Source organism: Arthrobacter sp. B3I4 (genome assembly GCF_030816855.1).
Lineage (GTDB): Bacteria > Actinomycetota > Actinomycetes > Actinomycetales > Micrococcaceae > Arthrobacter.
Map to the genome: position 1 here is coordinate 1,942,494 of NZ_JAUSYK010000001.1, position 18,871 is coordinate 1,961,364.

The window sequence follows — 18,871 nt, forward strand, 5'->3', positions numbered from 1 at the left end:
CGTCAGGGGGCCGTCCGCACAGAAAACTAAGGTTGCTGAGGAATAGTTCCCCGCCCGCCGGCCTTGGAGCAACTATGACGACTATTGCAATCATTGGAGCAGGATCAGGACTCGGCGCCGCAGTCGCGAGGCGCTTTGGCGCGGAAGGCTTCTCCGTCGCGCTGATTTCCCGCAACCAGGGACGTGTTGACGCCCTTGCCGAAACGCTCGCGGGTGAAGGCATTGAAGCCAAGGGCTTTGCTGCGGACGTCCGGGACCCGGAATCCCTCGCACGCGCCCTGGAGCGCGCCACCGAGACCCTCGGACCGATCGAGGTGTTGCAGTACAGCCCGCTGCCGCAAAAGGACTTCATGCGGCCGGTTCTCGAGACCACGCCGGCCGACCTGGTGGGCCCGGTGGAATTCTCTATCTACGGTCCGGTCGCGGCTGTCCACCAGGTCCTTCCCGGCATGCGGTTCCTCGGCGAGAACAAGGGAACAATCCTCTTTGTCAACGGCGGCTCGGCCGTGAAGCCGGGACGCAATGTCACGGGAACCTCGGTGGCCTTCGCCGGGCAGGCAGCCTACGCCCAGCTGCTCAACGAGGCCCTTGGCGAGGAAGGCATCCAGGTATCCCAGCTCATCATCGGGGGCCGCATCATCGAGGGGGATCCTGAAAAGGACCCGGCGGTTCTCGCCGGCCACCTCTGGGACCTGCACACCAAGCGTGACCGGTTCCGCCTTCAGATCAGCGCCGACTAGGGCCCCCACGCCGCCCGCTCCGGCCGGGGTTGGACAACGTTCGGCAAATATTGCTGCAGCGGCCGGTTACGGCCCTGACAGAGGAGGTAGTACTTGAGCACGAAAACCTGGTTCATTACCGGAACATCACGCGGGTTCGGCAGGGAATGGGCGCTCGCGGCCCTGGAGCGCGGGGACAACGTCGCCGCCACCGCACGGGACACCACAAGCCTCGACGGCCTCGCCGGTGAATTCGGCGATCAGGTCCTGCCGATGGCGCTTGACGTTACTGACCGGGATGCCGTCTTCACGGCGGTGGCCCGGGCGCAAGAGCACTTCGGCGGACTGGACGTTGTGGTTAACAACGCCGGCTACGGCCAATTTGGCACGGTCGAGGAACTCAGCGAAGAGGAGGCGCGGAACCAAATCGAGACCAATCTCTTCGGCGCGCTGTGGGTGACCCAGGCCGCGTTGCCGTTCCTGCGGGAGCAGGGCAGCGGCCACATCATCCAGGTTTCCTCGGTGGGTGGTGTGTCGGCCTTCCCCACTGTAGGTATCTACCACGCGTCCAAGTGGGCGCTGGAGGGACTGAGCCAGTCGCTCGCCCAGGAAGTCGAAGGGTTCGGGATCAAGGTGACGCTCATCGAGCCGGGCGGCTTCGCCACGGATTGGGGCGGCAGCTCCGCACGGCACGCGACGGCCATGCCGGCCTACGACGGAGTGCGTGAGCAGGCAGCCAACAGGCCCAGCCGCCGCGGCACGCCCGGTGACCCCAAGGCCACCGGGAAGGCCATCCTGACGCTGGTCGACGCCGCAGAGCCGCCGCTGCGCGTCTTCTTCGGCGAAGCGCCGCTCGGCATCGTCACGGCGGACTACGAGTCGCGCCTTGCGACCTGGAACGAGTGGCAGCCGCTTTCCGTCGCCGCCCACGGCGGCTAGCCCCCGGCGATTCAGCCGACAACAAGGGCCCCGGCCGCCGGTTTTGTTAACCGGTGGCCGGGGCCGCTTTTGTGTTGCTTTTCTTGTCGGGGGACTGCACAGGATCAGAAATTCCGCAGGGTGTAGCCGGTGCTGGGCAGGTCCCGGGCCATCCAGTACTCATGCGAGCGGACGGGCGGGTTGTGGCCGAGGCCATCTTTCCGCAGGCTGCGGAGCGTGGCGGCGACGGCGGCGAGAACCAGGATGATGAGGGCGATTCCGATGAGTTCCATACCTCCATGGTTCTCCGGAGAGAGAAACAAAATAAGTGGCAGAAACGACCAAATAGCTATAATTTCTGCCACACTGGAGGAATGATCAATTCAGTGGCGATGATCGTGGTTCCCAACTTCTCCGTCTTCGAGTTCGGGACTGCCTTTGAAGTGTTTGGTGTTGACCGTTCGGACCGCGGCACGGGCGTGCCTGCCTTCGATTTCCGGGTCTGCACACCGGAGCCGGGCGACGTTCCGATGAAGTCCGGGCTGTCCATGCATGTACCGCTCGGGCTGGAAGCGGCAGCCGATGCGGACCTGGTCATCATGACGCCGTTCGGCAAGGACGCGGATGTTCCCGAGTCCGTGCTGGAGGCGTTGCGGGCCGCGCACGCGCGGGGTGCCTGGGTCATGTCCATCTGCTCCGGAGCTTTCGCGCTGGCCCGCGCCGGATTGCTCGACGGCCGCCGCTGCACCACCCACTGGCATTACTCCCAGGAGCTCGCGAGCCGCTACCCGGCCGCCCTGGTGGACGAAAATGTGCTGTACGTCCAGGACGGGCGGATTATCACCAGCGCCGGCACCGCCGCGGGAATCGATGCCAGCCTGCACCTGGTCCGGGTGGAGCTGGGCGCGAACGTGGCGGCAAGTATCGCCCGCGACATGGTCGTTCCGCCGCACCGCGACGGCGGCCAGGCCCAGTACATCGACCGGCCGATGCCCAGCTGCGGGTCGCAGCCGATCGAAGAACTGCTGCGCTGGATGGTGCGGAACCTGGAGGAGGAACACTCCGTCAACGAACTGGCAGCCCGCGTGCACATGTCGCCGCGGACCTTTGCCCGGCGTTTCCGGGCCGAGACGGGCGCGACCCCCGCGGCGTGGTTGAACTCCCAGCGGGTGCTCCGGGCCCAGGAACTGCTCGAAACCACGGACCTCAACATCGACGAGATCGCCCGGGAAGCAGGCTTTGGCCACTCAGTGCTGTTGCGGCACCACTTCGCCAAAGTGCTGGACACCAGCCCGCAGTCCTACCGGCGGACCTTCCGCGGGCATCTGCAGGCGGTGGTCTAGCCGCGCCGGGATTCCGCTTCGGCAGCGGCGCGCATCGAATCGACGAGGGTCCGCCACGGCCCGGTAAGGTCACGCTCCGGCAGGGTGGCACGGCGCTCGCCGGCCCGGATGCTGTAGACAAAGCGGTCCGGCTGAACGCTGCGGCCGGCGTCAGGCGCAGCAGCGCCCGGCAGTTCGTCCCAGGGGCAGGCCTCCACGAGGCTCAGCCACTGGTTCCGGTCATCCGGGGTGACCGCCTCCACGCTCCAGACGCGCTCGATGCCGGCGATGCCGCCGCTGCGCTGGACGGTGATTTTCACGGGCGTATTTCCGCTGTTAGGGTCACGGTGCGGGTCCTAGGGGCAGTCTTTCGGTTACAGCCTCACTTTGACAGTGTCCCACGCCTGCCGGACGGCGTCATGCTCTGCGGAATCCGCGCCATAGAGATCCTTCGCGGACGCCGCGGTGGCCTTGGCGAAGGCACTGAAGGTCGCGGCGGCGGCCAGCGTTCCGCCTGTCAGGGTGTCATACCAGATCCGCCCCGGCGTCTCCCACGCGTTGCCGCCCAGCGCACTGGCGACCAGGTAGAAGGCGCGGTTGGGAATGCCTGAGTTCAAGTGCACGCCGCCGTTATCGGCGCTGGTGTGGACATAGGAATCCATCGAGTCCGGCTGCGGATCCTTACCGAGCACGTCGTCGTCGTACGCGGTTCCGGGAGCCTTCATGGAGCGCAGGGCCTGGCCCTGCACCTGGTCCGTGAACAGGCCCTCCCCGATCAGCCAGCTGGCCTCGGACGCAGACTGGCGCTTCACGTACTGCTCCACCAGGGCGCCAAAGACATCCGACAGGGACTCGTTGAGGGCGCCGGCCTGGTTGCGGTAGGCGAGTCCGGCGGAGAACTGGGTGACGCCGTGCGCGAGCTCATGGCCGATCACGCTCAGTGACGCCGTAAAGCGGTTGAAGACGTCGCCGTCGCCGTCCCCGAAGACCATCTGCCGGCCGTCCCAGAACGCGTTGTCGTAGCGCTGGCCGAAGTGCACCGTGGCGTCCAGGGGAAGCCCGTTGCCGTCGATGGAGTTGCGCCCGAATGCCTCCGCATAGAGGCGGTGCGTGCTGCCCAGGCCGTCATAGGCCTCATCCGCGGCAGGATCACCGGAGGCGGGTTCGCCCTCCTTGCGCACCAGGACGCCCGGCAGGTTTTCCGAGCCCTTCGCGTCGTACACCGTCCGCTGCGGCGGGCCGGGCGTAAGCTGCCGCAGCCCCGGGGGCACGGCCGGTGCCGGTGCCGAACGGGACGCCTGAAAACTCTTGACGTGCTGCAGGGCTTCCCTGGCGGCGCGGGCTGCTGCCTGCAGACGCGGTTCGGAGTGTTGCGCGGCAAGCCGGCGCAACAGGTAGGGAGGAATGATGGAGCAGTACATGTGAGACCCCTTTGCTTCTGCCGATGCGAACAGCCTACGAGGGGGCACCGACATTTGGCAGGGGGATTTGATCAGTTTGGGGCGCATCGGTTGCTGCCGGGCGGATACGGTAGGCCAATGGCCGAAACCGAGAAGCGCAAGAAATCCAGCTCCACCCTGCTGACCGTCATCATCGCCTTCGTAGCGAATATCCTCGTCGCGACGGCGAAGTCGGTGGCGGCGTTCATCACCGGATCGGCGTCGATGACCGCCGAGGCGGCGCACTCCTGGGCGGACACCGGAAACCAGGTGTTCTTGTTCTTCGCGGAGCGCCGGTCGGTCAAACCGCGGGACAAGAGCCACCCGATGGGTTACGGACGGGAAGCCTACGTCTGGTCAATGTTTGCGGCGTTCGGGCTCTTCACCGCCGGAGCGGTGGTGTCCATCATGCACGGCATCCAGCAGATTATCGAGCCGGAGCCGGCGACCGACTTCGCCGTGGCGTACTGGGTGCTGGGCGCGGCCTTCGTCTTCGAAGGCATCTCCTTCATCCAGGCTTTCCGTCAAACCCGGAAGGCGGCCCACGAGCTTGAACGGCACACCCTCGAGCAGGTCCTGATCAGCTCCGACCCGACCCTGCGCGCCGTCTTCGCCGAAGACGCCGCAGCCCTGATTGGCCTCGTCGTGGCGTTCGCGGGCGTGTTCCTGCACCAAGTCACCGGCTCTGCGCTGCCGGATGCCATCGGGTCCATCATTGTCGGCGTGCTGCTCGCCGTCGTCGCCGTCGTACTCATCGACCGCAACCGGCGCTTCCTAGTCGGCCAGGGCGTCACCCCGGACATTGAACGCTCCATGGCCCGCCGGGTGCTGGAGCACCGGGACATCGCCCGGCTCACCTACCTCCACCTGGAGTTCGTCGGCCCCCGCAAGCTGTACCTCGTTGCCGCAGTGGACCTGCAGGGCGACCACCCGGAACACGAAGCGGCCGTGGCCCTGCGCCGGGTGGAGCGCGAGCTGGAGGACCACGAAACGGTGGAGGAGGCCGTGCTGACGTTGTCCACCCCGGATGAAGCCACATTGGACTTCGAGTCGGAGGACAGCTCTGTCCGTCCTTCCTGAGGTGGCGTCCGCCGCCCCCGCAGGGCATGCAAAAACCCCGCCGTTTCACTGAAACGGCGGGGTTTTGGCTGTGCCCTCGATTGGAATCGAACCAACGACCTTCTGCTCCGGAGGCAGACGCTCTATCCCCTGAGCTACGAGGGCAATCAGGGATCCTGCCGTTACCGGCGGGACGTCCTAGAGCTTAGCAGGAAGGTGGGGTCCAAAGGAAAATCGCCGGTCCGTGAGAGCCGGCGGCTGTGCCGGCCCGGTGCTGCCGGCAGCCCGCAAATGCTCTTGTGCGGCAGGTCAGAGTGGATGGAATCGGACGGTATCTTTGAGGAGTCGTCGAATGGATCGGCGCGGGCTTTGGGAGGACGTGCACGTGGCACCGCTAATCGCCGACGGCGGCAAGGCGAGCGTTGAACTGCTCGACGACGGTTACCTGCATCTGCACTGGCAGCCCGGTGCCCACATCCAGATCGAAGACGCCCATGCGGCGATGGCCACAGTGAATGAAGTCTGCGGCCAGAAGCAGTACCCCATGCTCGTTGACATGGCATCAGTGGCTTCCGTCAGCCGGGCAGCCAGGGGCGTGTGGTCCATTCCCTGCAGCGCTTCCCGCATTGCGCTGCTGGGCAAGTCCCCCGTGGACCGGGTGCTTGCGAACTTTTTTCTAGGGGTGCACATCCCGCCGTGCCCGACGCGCTTCTTCACGTCCCGCAATGAGGCCCTGGACTGGCTCGACGCAGATGGATGAGGCCCCGGACCCCCGGCTGCAGCTGCTCGTCGACGGCGTCGTCCGGCTGGCAGCCGGTGAACTGGATGCGCGGATTCAGCCCTCGGAACGGCGGGACGATATTGACGCGGTCATCACGGGTGTGAACCTGCTGGCCGAAGAACTGGGCCATATTTACACCGACCTGGAAGAAAGGGTCGCGGCCCGGACCGCGATGCTGCGGCGCACGCAGGTCGAGCTGGAACAGATGGCCAAGACGGACGCTTTGACGGGTCTTGCGAACAGGACCCTGCTGAAGGAACGGATCCGGGACGCACTCGACGCCTGCACCCACGGGCCGGCCGCTCCGGCCGTGGTGCTCCTGGATCTTGACTCGTTCAAGGTCATAAATGACACCCTGGGCCACAGCGCCGGCGACGACGCCCTGGTGGAGGTCGCCAACCGGCTGCGCGCGGCCGTCAGGGAGACCGATACGGTCGCGCGCCTGGGCGGCGACGAATTCGCGATCCTCATCACCGAGGCCACCGAGGAAGAAATCCTTCAGGTTGCCCATCGTGCCTCGGAGTCGCTGCGGGACAGTGTGCGTATCGGCACAGAAACGGTGTGGGCCATGGCCAGCATGGGAGTGTGCATCGGAGCGCCCGGGTATCCGGCGGAAGCGCTGATGCGCGATGCCGACATCGCCATGTATCAAGCCAAGGCGCAGGGCCGGAACAACGTTCAGCTCTTCCACCCGGACATGCTCGAGGCCGTACGTGAACGATCACGCACGACGGCGGAACTGGGCACCGCAGTCGCCAACGAAGAGCTCGCTCTGCTGTACCAGCCGGTGGTCGACATGGCTTCGGGTGAAGTCGTGGGCATGGAAGCGCTGGTCCGCTGGAACCACCCGGTCCGCGGCACCGTCCTGCCTGACAGCTTCATCGCGATCGCGGAGGAAACGGGCCTCATCTATGAGCTGGGACGTTGGGTGCTGCATGAAGGCATCCGCCAACTCAACTGCTGGAGCCAGGCGGTCCCGGACCGCGCGGACTTTTGCCTTCACATCAATCTCTCTGCCGCTGAACTGCTGCGCAATGATCTGCTGGAGGACATCCAGAGCACCCTGGCCGCGCACGGCGTCGAACCGCGACGCCTGGTCCTGGAGATCACCGAGACCGTGCTGATGACCAGGGGTACCGGGGAGCAGCAGGTCCTGATGAAGCTGCGCGAGCTCGGTGTCGGGCTGCAAATCGACGACTTCGGAACCGGATACTCATCCATCAGCTACCTCGGCTCCATTCCTGCTGAGACCGTCAAAGTGGACCAGTCCCTCATCAGGAACATGGGCACCGATGCCCAGCAGCAACGATTCGTCTCCGCCGTGCTGCAGCTGATTTCGGCTGCCGGGCTGAACGCGATCGTGGAAGGAATTGAAACGGCCGACCAGGCCGACCAGCTGCGGGACATGGGCTGCCTCTACGGGCAGGGTTACCATTTTTCCCGCCCGCTGGCTCCCACGGAAGCACTGGATTATCTGCGCGGCTCGGCACCGCGTCGGTAAGGTTGGGGCATGTCGAATCTTTGGGAGCAGATGCAGCTTGTGCCTTCGGTGGTGCGCTTTGCATCGCGGGCACCGAAGGACCCGGACGTGGCCTGGGAGGGGTACTGGCGCGGGGTGCGCTCCACCGGACGATCCGGCGACGTGCTGTGGGACGCCGGCGCCCAGAGGGAGCGGGCCCAGTACGCTGAGCAACTCCTGGCCCACTTCGATCCCGCTCTTCCGGTGGTGGATGTCGGCTGCGGCAACGGAACCCACACCCGCTGGCTTGCCGGTCTGTTTCCCAGCGTGCTCGGCGTCGATGTGTCAGCCGGTGCCATCGACCGGGCCCGGCAGGAAAGCGAAGACGTCCCCAACGCCGACTATGCGGTCCTGGACGCTACCGCCGGGGACGCAGGGACACTCCTTGCGGAGCGGCTCGGGCAGGCCAACGTCTTTGTCCGGGGAGTCTTCCACGTCCTGAAACCGAACAGGCAGAAAGCCCTGGCGGCTAACCTGCACACCGTCGTCGGCAGCGGGGGCAACGTTTTCCTGGCCGAAACCAATTTCCGTGGCAACAGCCTCGGTTACCTGGCGGAACTCGGAGCGACCCGCGCGCATATGCCCCGCCAACTGCAGCGCGCCCTCGAACACCTGCCACGGCCAGGGCATTTCGGGCCGCAGGAACGCGCCCGCCATTTCCCAGCCGCGAGCTGGCGGCTGGTAGTCGACGGGCCGGCGAAGATCGAGGTAGTTCCTATGGACGGCACCGGCAACCCGCAGCACGTCCCGGGGTACTTCGCCGTCATGGCAGGCGCGGACTGAAAACCGATGCTGCCGGCCACCGGTAGGCTTGAACTGTGACCCCAGAACAACTCTCCCTCGCCATATCCGCCTGCCTCAAGGACGCCGTCGCCGCCGGTGACATCGCCCTGGCCGCTACCGACATTCCGGACGCGGTGCGCGTGGAGCGGCCCAAGAACAGGGAACACGGGGACTGGGCCACCAACATCGCGTTGCAGCTCGCCAAGCCGGCCGGCGTCAACCCGCGGCAGTTCGCCGGCGTCCTGGGCAACCGGCTGACAGCGATCGACGGCGTCTCCGCTGTTGACATCGCCGGGCCGGGCTTCCTGAACATCACCGTCGACGCTGCCGCCGCGGGCGCGCTCGCCAAGGCGATCGTCGAGGCCGGGCCCGCGTACGGGACCAACACCGCGCTCGCAGGCCGCACGGTCAACATGGAGTTCGTCTCCGCCAATCCCACCGGGCCGCTGCACATCGGCCACACCCGCTGGGCCGCCCTCGGCGACTCGATCGCCAGGGTGCTCCGGGCGTCGGGCGCGGACGTCACGGCCGAGTACTACGTCAACGACGCCGGTTCCCAGATGGACGTCTTCGCGCACTCCGTGCTCTCCCGGCTGCACGGCCGCGGCGTTCCGGAGGGCGGTTACCCGGGGGAGTACATCGCCGATCTCGGCCACGAAGTCCTGACCCAGCACCCCGACATCCGGGAACTCACCGACGTGGCGGCCCTGCCCGTGATCCGCGGCGCCGCCTACAAGGCGCAGCTGCAGGACATCAAGCGCACGCTCGCTGACTTCGGCGTGGAGTTCGACGTCTTCTTCTCGGAGCAGGAGCTGCACGACGCCGGAGCTATCGAAAGCGCCGTCGCCCGGCTGCGGGAACAGGGCCACGTCTACGATGACGGCGGCGCCGTCTGGCTGCGCACCACCGACTTCGGGGATGACAAAGACCGCGTCATGATCCGCGCCAACGGGGAACCGACGTACTTCGCCGCCGACGCCGCGTACTACCTGTCCAAAAAGGACCGCGGCTTCACCGAGAAGATCTATCTGCTCGGCGCCGACCACCACGGCTACATCAACCGGCTGAAGGCCATCGCGGCCGCGGCCGGTGACGATCCCGAGGTCAACATCGAGGTGCTGATCGGCCAGCTCGTCTCCGTCAACGGCGCCAAGCTGTCCAAGCGGGCCGGGAACATCATCGAGCTCAAGGACCTGATTTCCTGGTTGGGCAAGGACGCCGTGCGGTACTCGCTGGCGCGCTTCCCGGCCGATTCGCCGCTGACCCTGGATCCGGAGCTGCTGAAGAAGCACAGCAATGAGAACCCGGTGTTTTATGTCCAGTATGCGCACGCCCGCTCCCGCGGCGCGGCCCGCAACGCAGTGGCCGCGGGCGTCGAGCGCCGCGTTGATGGCAGCGACCGGTTCGACGCCGCGCTGCTGGACCACGCGACCGAAAACGAGCTGCTCTCGCACTTGGGCAGCTACCCGTCGATTGTGGCAAGGGCCGCCGAACTGCGTGAGCCACACCGGGTTGCCCGCCACCTGGAAGTCATCGCCGGCGCCTACCACCGCTGGTACGACGCTTGCCGCGTCGCGCCGCTGGGCGATGAAGCCATCACCGACCTGAACCGCACCCGGTTGTGGCTCAATGACGCCACCAGCCAGGTGCTGGCCAACGGACTCGAACTGCTGGGCGTTTCGGCGCCGGAACGGATGTGAACGCCATGACCACCAACCCGAACATCAGCGCCGCGGCGTCCCCGCTCGCGCCGGACTGGCTGGAGGTTCCCGCTGACCTGAACGTGCTGCATGAACCGATGTGGGCTGCCGGAGTGGCGCGCGACGGCAGCGGCGAACTCGCCCTCGACGGTATCCCGGTCAGCGAACTGCAGCAGCGGTTCGGGACGCCGCTGTTCGTGATGAGCGAGACCGACTTCCGGGCCCGCGCCAGGGCGTTCCAGGACGCTTTTAACGAGGCGTTCGCCGACATCTGCGGGGGAGTGGACGTCTACTATGCTGGAAAATCCTTCCTGTGCACCGCCGTCGTCCGGTGGGTCGAGGAGGAAGGGCTCCGGCTCGACACCGCCTCCGGCGGAGAGCTCGCCGTTGCCGCCCGCGCCGGCATTCCCGGCGCCGCCGTCGCCCTGCACGGCAACAACAAGTCCGACGGCGAAATCCACCGCGCCCTCGACATGAAGCTCGGCCGGATTGTCGTCGACAGCCTGGCTGAACTGGAACGTGTCGCAGCGATCGCCGCGCACCGCGGCGACACAGCGAAAGTCATGCTGCGGCTGACCCCCGGCGTGCACGCGCACACCCACGAATTCATCGCCACCGCGCACGAGGACCAGAAGTTCGGGCTTTCGATGGCCGGTGACTCCACCGACCAGGCAGGGCTGTCCGCTGCGGAAGAGGCCGTGGCGGCCGCCGCCGGCCACGACAGCATCGAACTGCTGGGCCTGCACTGCCACATCGGCTCGCAGATCTTCGAACCCGACGGCTTCGCGCTTGCCGCCGAAAAACTGCTCGACTTCCTGGCCGCGATGCAGGCGAAGTACTCGATTGTGCTGCCCGAGCTGGACCTGGGCGGCGGTTACGGCATCGCGTACACGCCGGCGGACACCCCCCGCCCGCCGGCGGTAATCGCCCAGGCAATGGCCGCCGTCGTCCGCGCCAAGGTGGCCGAACTCGGCATCACCGCGCCGCGGATCTCGATCGAGCCGGGCCGGGCGATCGTAGGTCCGAGTGCGTTCACGCTCTACGAAGTCGGCACGTGCAAGACGGTGCGGGTGGACGCACCAGAGCCGGCTCAGGAAAACGTTACGTATCCCCGTCGCTATGTGTCAGTGGACGGCGGGATGAGCGATAACGCCCGTCCGGTGCTGTACGACGCGGATTACTCGGCAATTCTCGCCTCCCGCGCGTCAGGGGCGGCCCCGCAGCTGTCCCGAGTGGTGGGCAAACATTGCGAGAGCGGCGACATAGTTGTTAGAGATGTATATCTGCCCGAGGACGTGGCAGCCGGTGATCTGCTCGCTGTACCGGGGACCGGCGCCTACTGCTGGGCCCTGTCAAGCAACTACAACTATCTGGCCCGGCCGGGCGTTGTCGCGGTACGCGATGGATCAGCCCGGCTCATTGTCCGCGGGGAGACAGAACAAGATCTGCTGAACCGCGACATGGGAGTCTGAATGACGGAAATGCGAACCCTGAAGGTGGCCCTGCTGGGCTGTGGCAACGTCGGGGCCCAGGTTGCGCGGATTTTGATTGACGACGCCGACGCCCTCGCCGCCCGCACCGGGGCCCGCCTTGAACTGGGCGGCATTGCCGTGCGCAACCTGGACGCACCGCGCGACGCCGAACTGCCGCGCGAGCTCTTCACCACTGACGCCGACGCCCTGGTCAAGGACGCGGACCTGGTGATTGAGCTGATGGGCGGCATTGAGCCGGCCCGCACGCTGATCCTCAGCGCGGTCCGGAACGGCGCCTCGGTGGTGACCGGCAACAAGGCCCTGCTGGCCCAGGACGGACCGACGCTCTACGAGGAGGCCGACAAGGCCGGCGTGCAGCTGTCCTACGAGGCTGCCGTGGCCGGCGCGATTCCGATCCTGCGCCCGATCCGCGACAGCCTCTCCGGGGACCGGATCACCCGGGTACTGGGCATCGTCAACGGCACCACCAACTTCATCCTGGACCAGATGGACAGCACCGGGGCGCAGTTCGCGGACGCCCTCGCCGAGGCCCAGCGGCTCGGCTTCGCCGAAGCGGACCCCACTGCCGACGTCGAAGGCCACGACGCCGCCGCGAAGGCAGCGATCCTAGCCTCGCTGTCCTTCCATACCCGGTTCGCGCTCGAAGATGTCTACTGTGAAGGCATCCGCTCCGTCACGGCCGCTGATATCGCCGCCGCCAAGGACGCCGGCTTCGTCATCAAGCTGCTCGCGATCGCCGAGAAGCTAAGCGACACAGGCACGGACGCCGAGGGCAAGGACGGCGTGTCCGTCCGCGTGCACCCCACCCTGCTTCCCCGCGAACACCCGCTGGCCGCAGTGCACGGTGCGTTCAATGCCGTGTTCATCGAAGCGGAGAACGCCGGTGAGCTGATGTTCTACGGACAGGGCGCCGGCGGCACCCCGACCGCATCGGCCGTGCTGGGGGACCTGGTTTCGGCAGCCCGGCGGATCGTCCTGGGCGGTCCGGGGCGCACCGAGACGACCACCGGGCATGTCCCCGCACTGCCCATCGAAGCGGCCATCACCAGTTACTACATCGGCCTCGACGTAGCGGACCAGCCCGGCGTGCTGGCCCGGATCGCGCAGCTCTTCGCCGAGCACGGCGTCTCCATCGAGATCATGCGGCAGACCGTGCACCGGGAGTCCGGAGCCGAAGCCGAGTCCGCGGAACTGCGGATCATCACCCACCGCGCCAGCGAAGGCGCACTGGCAGCAACCGTGCGGGCCGTGAAGGGCCTGGACGTCATCAATTCCGTCACATCCGTCCTGCGGGTAGAAGGAGTCTAAGTGGCTCACCAATGGCGCGGAGTCATCCGCGAATATGCTGACCGCTTGCCGGTCACCGAGGCCACCAAGGTCATCAGCCTGGGCGAGGGCGGTACCCCGCTCGTGCACGCGCAGAAGCTTTCCGAACTCACCGGCTGCACCGTCTACCTCAAGGTCGAGGGCATGAATCCGACCGGTTCGTTCAAGGACCGCGGCATGACCATGGCCATGACCGCAGCGGTCGCCTCCGGTGCCAAGGCAGTGGTGTGCGCCTCCACCGGCAACACCTCCGCCTCCGCAGCCGCGTACGCCACCTCGGCCGGGCTGCAGTGCGCCGTGCTGGTGCCGGAAGGCAAAATCTCGATGGGCAAACTCAGCCAGGCGATCGCGCACGGGGCAACCCTGCTGCAGGTCGACGGCAACTTCGACGACTGCCTGGACATCGCCCGCAAGCTGGGGGAGTCCTACCCGGTGTTCCTGGTGAACTCGGTCAACCCGGCACGGATCGAGGGCCAGAAGACCGGGGCCTTCGAGGTAGTCGATGCGCTCGGCGACGCCCCGGACATCCACGTGCTGCCTGTCGGCAACGCCGGCAATATCAGCGCGTACTGGAAGGGGTACAAGGAGTACGCGGCGCCCTTTGAGTCGCCCACCGCCGGGCAGCTCGCCGCCGTCGCGACCAAGACCCCGGTGATGTGGGGCTTCCAGGCCGCGGGAGCCGCCCCCTTCGTTGCGGGCCACCCGATCACCGAGCCGGACACCATCGCCACCGCCATCCGGATTGGCAACCCGGCTTCCTGGGACACCGCCGTCGCGGCCCGGGACGAATCCGGCGGTGTGATCGAGGCCGTCACGGACGAGGAAATCCTCTCCGCGCACCGCTGGCTCTCTGCCCGGGAAGGCGTCTTCGTGGAGCCGGGCTCCGCCGCCGGCGTCGCCGGGCTCATCAAGAAGCACGCCGCCGGCGAGGTTCCCGCGGGCAAGACCATCGTCATTACCGTCACCGGGCACGGCCTCAAGGATCCGCAGTGGGCCCTTCGGACCGAGGACGGCAGCGATGTGCAGCCGGTGAAGGTCGCCAACGACGTCGTCACGGTGGCCGCAGAGCTGGGACTGGAAGAAAAATAGCCGTGGAAACCACCCTCACCGTCCCGGCAGAATTCCCTGCCGACACGCCGGCGGTCCCGGCCGGGCAAATGGTCACCGTCCGGGTGCCGGCGACCACCGCCAATCTGGGCCCCGGCTATGACAGCCTGGGGCTGGCGCTGTCGCTGTACGACACGCTGACCGTGGAGACCCTTGAAAGCGGCGAACTGGAATTCGACCTGAGCGGCGAGGGCGCGGACACGCTGCCCCGGGACGCGAGCCACCTGGTGGCCAGGGCACTCACCGAGGCGCTGCATCTGTTGGGCTTCCGGCACGAGGGGCTGCGGATCACCGCGGACAACGTCAACCCGCACGGGCGCGGCCTGGGGTCCTCGGCCGCCGCCGTCGTGGCCGCCGCCACCGCGGCGAATGCGCTGGTTCCGGCGGAGGCCCGGCGCGGCAAGGACTGGATCCTGCAATTCACGTCCCAGCTGGAAGGCCACCCGGACAACGTTGCACCCGCCATTTTCGGCGGACTGGCGCTGTCCTGGCAGGACAGTGACCAGTACAGCAGCACCCGCGCGACAGTCCATGCCGGCGTCGTGCCCGTGGTTGCTGTGCCGGACTTCGAACTCTCCACCGAGGCTGCCCGGGCGCTGCTGCCGGCTTCCGTAGGCCACCACGCCGCGGCCATGAACTCGGGCCGCGCGGCGTTGCTGATCCATGCCCTCACGCAGCAACCTGAATTCCTGCTGCCGGGAACCGAGGACTACCTGCACCAGAGTTACCGGGCCCAGGCGATGCGGCCCAGCGCCGATCTGATCGCGGCCCTGCGGGGCGCCGGCCACGCCGCCGTCGTCTCCGGTGCGGGACCCACCGTGCTGGTGCTGGCCGCGAGCGAAAGGGAAGCAGCCGACGTGGCGGAATTCATCGGTGCCTTCACGGCGGCCAACACGCCGGACGTTGCTTGGCGTGTGATGGCGCTAACCGTGGACACTGAAGGTGCTAAAGTGGAAGTGCACCGGCGGTAATCACGCAAGCTTTCTCTAAGACCGCGATGTTGGCCCAGTTGCCCACTCTCATCTTTCACTGCGCAATATTTTCCGGTGCCACCTGCTAACGGTCTGACGCGGGTAGCTACAGAATTCCTCTGTACCCCAGAAGTGTCAGCCGGCCGTCCCGCAAATTTGGGGGCGTGACCTGGTGCAGCAGTAACCGGCCCTGCTGGCCGAAATCACACCGGCAAGGCTGCAAATCCCGGCTGCAGATCTGAACTGCAGCCCAGATCAAATCACCGCGTCCAGCTCCTAGCCTGGACGCCGTCGAGGGGGAAGGATCCTTCGTGACCGAAACCACTGAGCTGTCTTCAGCTGTGGACACATCATCTTCTGCTGCCGCCACGGCAGCACCCGCCAAGAGCAGCGGCCTCGCCGGCCTCAAGCTCGCCCAGCTCCAGGCTCTGGCCAGCCAGTTGGGGATTTCCGGGGGCTCCCGGATGCGCAAGGGCGATCTGGTGACCGCCATCTCGGCCCACCGTGCCGGTACTCCGGTCAGCAAGGCTCCGGCCCGCGCTGAAAAGGCTACTGACAACGGCACCGTGGCTCACGCCGCAGCTCCGGCCGCCGCGCCCGCAGCCGCTGAAGGCGAGGCTCCGGCCCAGGAAAACCCGCGCGCCCGGACCCGGGGCCGCAGCCGCCGTGCCGGCAGCGACGGCGTCGTCAGCACCTCGGGCGCCGAGGCGCCGGCCGCAGCGCCGGTGGAGGCACCGACCGCCGCCGTGTCGTCGGAGGCACCGGCCGCTCCGGCCGAGCAGGGCACCGAAAGCAGCGACCGCACCCGCCAGCCGCGGACCCGCAACCGCCGCCGCGGCGAGGCCGCAGGACAGGGCGGAGTGCAGGGCGAAAACGCTGCCGCACCCGCCAGCGAAGCGCCGGCTGCCGAGCAGGCCTCCGGCGAGCAGCGCCAGGAGCGCCAGTCCGAGCAGGCCAGCGAAGACGGCCAGCGCCGCGAGAACACCCGCGGCCGCGGCAACCGTGAGGACAACCGCGGCAATCGCGAGGACAACCGCGACAACGCTTCCGGGAGCCGCGACAACAACCGCGACTCCAACCGCGACAACGATGACAACGACGGCGGAAGCCGCCGCAACCGTCGTAACCGCCGGGACCGCAACGACCGCAATGACCGCTCCGGCGGCCAGGACAACCGCGACAGCGGCTCACGCAACGACCGCTTCCGCGACCGCAACGAACGCCGCCGCGGCCGCTCGCAGGGACCGGACGTCGACGACGTCGAGGTCACCGAGGACGACGTCCTGCTGCCGGTCGCGGGCATCCTGGACGTGCTGGAAAACTACGCGTTCATCCGCACTTCCGGTTACCTGCCGGGCCCGAATGACGTTTACGTGTCCCTCGCCCAGGTCAAGAAGTACAACCTGCGCAAGGGTGACGCCGTCGTCGGTGCGATCCGCGCCCCCCGTGAAGGCGAAGACCGCAGCCAGCAGTCCGCCCGCCAGAAGTTCAACGCCCTGGTCCGGGTCACCTCGGTCAACGGCAAGACCGCCGAGGAACTCAAGGACCGCGTTGAGTTCGCGAAACTTGTTCCGCTGTACCCCTCCGAGCGCCTGCGCCTCGAGACGGACCCGAAGAAAATCGGTCCGCGCGTTATCGACCTGGTGGCCCCCATCGGCAAGGGCCAGCGCGGCCTGATCGTCTCCCCGCCGAAGGCCGGCAAGACGCTCATCCTGCAGTCCATCGCCAACGCCATCACCACCAACAATCCTGAGGTCCACCTCATGATGGTGCTCGTTGACGAACGTCCCGAAGAAGTCACGGACATGCAGCGCACCGTCAAGGGCGAGGTCATTGCCTCGACCTTCGACCGTCCCGCCGACGACCACACCACCGTGGCCGAACTGTCCATCGAGCGCGCCAAGCGCCTGGTGGAAATGGGCATGGATGTCGTGGTGCTGCTGGACTCGATGACCCGCTTGGGCCGTGCCTACAACCTGGCCGCACCCGCCTCCGGACGCATCCTGTCCGGCGGCGTCGATTCCGCCGCGCTGTACCCGCCGAAGCGCTTCTTCGGTGCAGCCCGCAACATCGAAAACGGCGGCTCGCTCACCATCCTGGCCACCGCGCTCGTTGAGACCGGCTCCAAGATGGACGAGGTCATCTTCGAAGAGTTCAAGGGCACCGGCAACATGGAACTGCGCCTGTCCCGCCAGCTCGCGGACAAGCGCATCTTCCCGGCCGTGGACGTCAACGCGTCCGGCACCCGCCGCGAGGAGAACCTGCTTTCGCCCGAGGAAGTCAAGATCATGTGGAAGCTGCGCCGCGTCCTCTCGGGACTCGAAACGCAGCAGAGCCTTGAGCTGCTGACCAACAAGATCCGGGAGACCCAGAGCAACGTCGAGTTCCTCATGCAGGTGCAGAAGACGACGCTTGGTGCGAAGTCCGATAACGACAAGTAGCTGAGTTGAGGGGCGGGCGCCGTCGCATATTTTTGCCGGCCCCGCCCCTTCGCGTTGCTGCTGACGTACTGCGTACGCCAGCAGCAACGCTCCGACAGGCCCGATGCCACTCCCGGGGCGGAACATCCGCGCGGCAGTTACGGGGCTCGCTCACCGTGGCGCGCCGATTCTTGCGCCTGATTTAAACTGGGTGCAGAACGAAAGAGGTTTGAAAATGTTTGAGTCCGTACAGGGGCTGTTGGATGAGCATGCTGCTATTCAGGCGCAGCTTGGGGATCCTGCTGTTTATGCTGACCAGAAGCTGGCCCGGAAGTTGGGGCGGCGTTCGGCGCAGTTGAACGGCATTGTGGAGGCCTACCACCGCTGGGAGGCCATCAGCGACGACCTGTCGGCTGCGAAGGAAATGGCCGGTGAGGATCCTGAGTTCGCGGCGGAGGTGCCGGAGCTTGAGGCGGCCCTGGACACGGCTGCGGCCAGGCTGCGCCGGCTGCTCATTCCGCGTGACCCGGACGATGCCCGCAATGTGATCCTGGAGGTCAAGGGTGGTGAAGGCGGGGACGAAGCTGCCCTGTTCGCCGGCGACCTGCTGCGGATGTACACCCGGTACGCGGAATCCCGCGGCTGGAAGACCGAGCTGATCTCGGCCACCGAATCGGACCTCGGCGGTTACAAGGACGTCCAGATGGCCGTGAAGGGCAGCTCCAACGATCCTGCCGAGGGCGTCTACGCACGGCTGAAGTTCGAAGGCGGCGTACACCGGGTGCAGCGCGTCCCCGTGACGGAGTCGCAGGGCCGCATCCACACCTCCGCCGCCGGCGTGCTGGTGCTCCCCGAAGTGGATGAGCCCGAAGAACTCGAGATCAACCAGAACGATCTCAAGATCGACGTCTACCGTTCCTCCGGTCCCGGCGGCCAGTCTGTGAACACCACCGACTCGGCCGTGCGCATCACCCACCTTCCCACCGGGATCGTCGTGGCGATGCAGAACGAGAAGTCCCAGCTGCAGAACCGTGAGGCCGGCATGCGCGTGCTGCGCGCCCGCATCCTCGCCCACCAGCAGGAGCAGATCGACGCCGAGAACTCGGCCCAGCGCAAATCGCAGATCCGCACCATGGACCGCTCCGAGCGCATCCGCACCTACAACTACCCGGAAAACCGGATCGCGGACCACCGCACCGGCTACAAGGCGTACAACCTGGACCAGGTCATGAACGGGGACTTGGAACCGGTGATCCAGTCCGCGATCGAGATGGACGAGCAGGCCCGCCTCGACGCCATCGGCGACTAGTACGG

17 protein-coding genes and 1 tRNA gene are annotated in these 18,871 nt (G+C 66.8%); 14 read left to right on the plus strand and 4 right to left on the minus strand.

All coding sequences use genetic code 11. The features are described from left to right. The first annotated feature begins 74 nt into the window (after positions 1-74). A complete protein-coding gene (locus tag QFZ61_RS09120; protein WP_307035312.1) occupies positions 75-740 on the plus strand; it encodes an SDR family NAD(P)-dependent oxidoreductase in 666 nt (221 codons plus the stop codon). A gap of 93 nt (positions 741-833) precedes the next feature. Next, on the plus strand, positions 834-1,658 hold the full coding sequence (locus QFZ61_RS09125) for an SDR family oxidoreductase (protein WP_307035315.1): 825 nt from the start codon (positions 834-836) through the stop codon (positions 1,656-1,658). A 104-nt stretch (positions 1,659-1,762) separates the two neighbouring features. Here the strand turns inward: QFZ61_RS09125 and QFZ61_RS09130 are convergent, their stop codons facing one another. Then, positions 1,763-1,930, minus strand: coding sequence for a hypothetical protein (locus QFZ61_RS09130; protein WP_307035317.1), 168 nt, complete (start codon positions 1,928-1,930; stop codon positions 1,763-1,765). Positions 1,931-2,011: 81 nt separating this feature from the next. Between QFZ61_RS09130 and QFZ61_RS09135 the strand changes: the two genes are divergently transcribed. Continuing rightward, the gene (locus tag QFZ61_RS09135) at positions 2,012-2,980 is read left to right on the plus strand and encodes a GlxA family transcriptional regulator (RefSeq protein WP_307035319.1); all 969 of its coding nucleotides are present in this window, start codon (positions 2,012-2,014) and stop codon (positions 2,978-2,980) included. Here QFZ61_RS09135 and QFZ61_RS09140 read toward each other — a convergent pair. Beyond that, the gene (locus QFZ61_RS09140; RefSeq protein ID WP_307035321.1) at positions 2,977-3,279 is read right to left on the minus strand and encodes a protealysin inhibitor emfourin; all 303 of its coding nucleotides are present in this window, start codon (positions 3,277-3,279) and stop codon (positions 2,977-2,979) included. The two genes, QFZ61_RS09135 and QFZ61_RS09140, sit on opposite strands and share 4 nt — an antisense overlap. Positions 3,280-3,333: 54 nt before the next feature. After that, on the minus strand, positions 3,334-4,380 hold the full coding sequence (locus tag QFZ61_RS09145; protein ID WP_307035323.1) for a M4 family metallopeptidase: 1,047 nt from the start codon (positions 4,378-4,380) through the stop codon (positions 3,334-3,336). Between the two features lie 117 nt (positions 4,381-4,497). On the opposite strand from QFZ61_RS09145, the gene QFZ61_RS09150 reads away from it, so the two are divergent. Continuing rightward, complete coding sequence (locus QFZ61_RS09150) at positions 4,498-5,478, plus strand: cation diffusion facilitator family transporter (RefSeq protein WP_307035325.1); 981 nt, start codon at positions 4,498-4,500, stop codon at positions 5,476-5,478. 71 nt (positions 5,479-5,549) lie between these two features. Here the strand turns inward: QFZ61_RS09150 and QFZ61_RS09155 are convergent. Continuing rightward, a tRNA-Arg gene (locus QFZ61_RS09155) sits at positions 5,550-5,622 on the minus strand. 187 nt (positions 5,623-5,809) lie between these two features. On the opposite strand from QFZ61_RS09155, the gene QFZ61_RS09160 reads away from it, so the two are divergent. The 10 genes from QFZ61_RS09160 (at position 5,810) to prfA (ending at position 18,866) form a co-directional block, all read left to right on the plus strand. Next, positions 5,810-6,217, plus strand: coding sequence for an STAS/SEC14 domain-containing protein (locus QFZ61_RS09160; RefSeq protein WP_307035328.1), 408 nt, complete (start codon positions 5,810-5,812; stop codon positions 6,215-6,217). Next, the gene (locus QFZ61_RS09165) at positions 6,183-7,739 is read left to right on the plus strand and encodes a bifunctional diguanylate cyclase/phosphodiesterase (RefSeq protein WP_307035331.1); all 1,557 of its coding nucleotides are present in this window, start codon (positions 6,183-6,185) and stop codon (positions 7,737-7,739) included. Before QFZ61_RS09160 ends, QFZ61_RS09165 begins: the two co-directional genes overlap by 35 nt. A gap of 9 nt (positions 7,740-7,748) precedes the next feature. Next, a complete protein-coding gene (locus tag QFZ61_RS09170; RefSeq protein ID WP_307035333.1) occupies positions 7,749-8,540 on the plus strand; it encodes a class I SAM-dependent methyltransferase in 792 nt (263 codons plus the stop codon). Between the two features lie 35 nt (positions 8,541-8,575). Continuing rightward, the gene (gene argS, locus QFZ61_RS09175; protein ID WP_307035335.1) at positions 8,576-10,240 is read left to right on the plus strand and encodes an arginine--tRNA ligase; all 1,665 of its coding nucleotides are present in this window, start codon (positions 8,576-8,578) and stop codon (positions 10,238-10,240) included. Between the two features lie 5 nt (positions 10,241-10,245). Beyond that, entirely contained in the window at positions 10,246-11,712 is a 1,467-nt protein-coding gene (gene lysA / locus QFZ61_RS09180) for a diaminopimelate decarboxylase (RefSeq protein ID WP_307035337.1), read from the plus strand. Continuing rightward, complete coding sequence (locus QFZ61_RS09185; protein WP_307035339.1) at positions 11,713-13,041, plus strand: homoserine dehydrogenase; 1,329 nt, start codon at positions 11,713-11,715, stop codon at positions 13,039-13,041. It abuts the gene before it with no gap. After that, entirely contained in the window at positions 13,042-14,148 is a 1,107-nt protein-coding gene (thrC, locus tag QFZ61_RS09190; protein WP_307035341.1) for a threonine synthase, read from the plus strand. Positions 14,149-14,216: 68 nt separating this feature from the next. Further along, entirely contained in the window at positions 14,217-15,137 is a 921-nt protein-coding gene (thrB, locus tag QFZ61_RS09195; RefSeq protein ID WP_307038094.1) for a homoserine kinase, read from the plus strand. A 311-nt stretch (positions 15,138-15,448) separates the two neighbouring features. Continuing rightward, complete coding sequence (rho, locus tag QFZ61_RS09200; protein WP_307035343.1) at positions 15,449-17,578, plus strand: transcription termination factor Rho; 2,130 nt, start codon at positions 15,449-15,451, stop codon at positions 17,576-17,578. A gap of 214 nt (positions 17,579-17,792) precedes the next feature. Next, entirely contained in the window at positions 17,793-18,866 is a 1,074-nt protein-coding gene (prfA, locus tag QFZ61_RS09205; RefSeq protein WP_307035345.1) for a peptide chain release factor 1, read from the plus strand. The last annotated feature ends 5 nt before the right edge of the window (positions 18,867-18,871 follow it).

What these genes read in the sequence shown, in the direction of transcription:
- lysA (WP_307035337.1), top strand. Translation starts at nt 10,246, where the DNA reads ATGACCACCAACCCGAACATCAGCGCCGCGGCGTCCCCGCTCGCGCCG.
- QFZ61_RS09150 (WP_307035325.1), top strand. Translation starts at nt 4,498, where the DNA reads ATGGCCGAAACCGAGAAGCGCAAGAAATCCAGCTCCACCCTGCTGACC.
- QFZ61_RS09120 (WP_307035312.1), top strand. Translation starts at nt 75, where the DNA reads ATGACGACTATTGCAATCATTGGAGCAGGATCAGGACTCGGCGCCGCA.
- QFZ61_RS09135 (WP_307035319.1), top strand. Translation starts at nt 2,012, where the DNA reads ATGATCAATTCAGTGGCGATGATCGTGGTTCCCAACTTCTCCGTCTTC.
- QFZ61_RS09145 (WP_307035323.1), bottom strand. Translation starts at nt 4,380, where the DNA reads ATGTACTGCTCCATCATTCCTCCCTACCTGTTGCGCCGGCTTGCCGCG.
- QFZ61_RS09170 (WP_307035333.1), top strand. Translation starts at nt 7,749, where the DNA reads ATGTCGAATCTTTGGGAGCAGATGCAGCTTGTGCCTTCGGTGGTGCGC.
- prfA (WP_307035345.1), top strand. Translation starts at nt 17,793, where the DNA reads ATGTTTGAGTCCGTACAGGGGCTGTTGGATGAGCATGCTGCTATTCAG.
- QFZ61_RS09160 (WP_307035328.1), top strand. Translation starts at nt 5,810, where the DNA reads ATGGATCGGCGCGGGCTTTGGGAGGACGTGCACGTGGCACCGCTAATC.
- QFZ61_RS09185 (WP_307035339.1), top strand. Translation starts at nt 11,713, where the DNA reads ATGACGGAAATGCGAACCCTGAAGGTGGCCCTGCTGGGCTGTGGCAAC.
- thrB (WP_307038094.1), top strand. Translation starts at nt 14,217, where the DNA reads ATGGTCACCGTCCGGGTGCCGGCGACCACCGCCAATCTGGGCCCCGGC.
- QFZ61_RS09130 (WP_307035317.1), bottom strand. Translation starts at nt 1,930, where the DNA reads ATGGAACTCATCGGAATCGCCCTCATCATCCTGGTTCTCGCCGCCGTC.
- QFZ61_RS09165 (WP_307035331.1), top strand. Translation starts at nt 6,183, where the DNA reads ATGAGGCCCTGGACTGGCTCGACGCAGATGGATGAGGCCCCGGACCCC.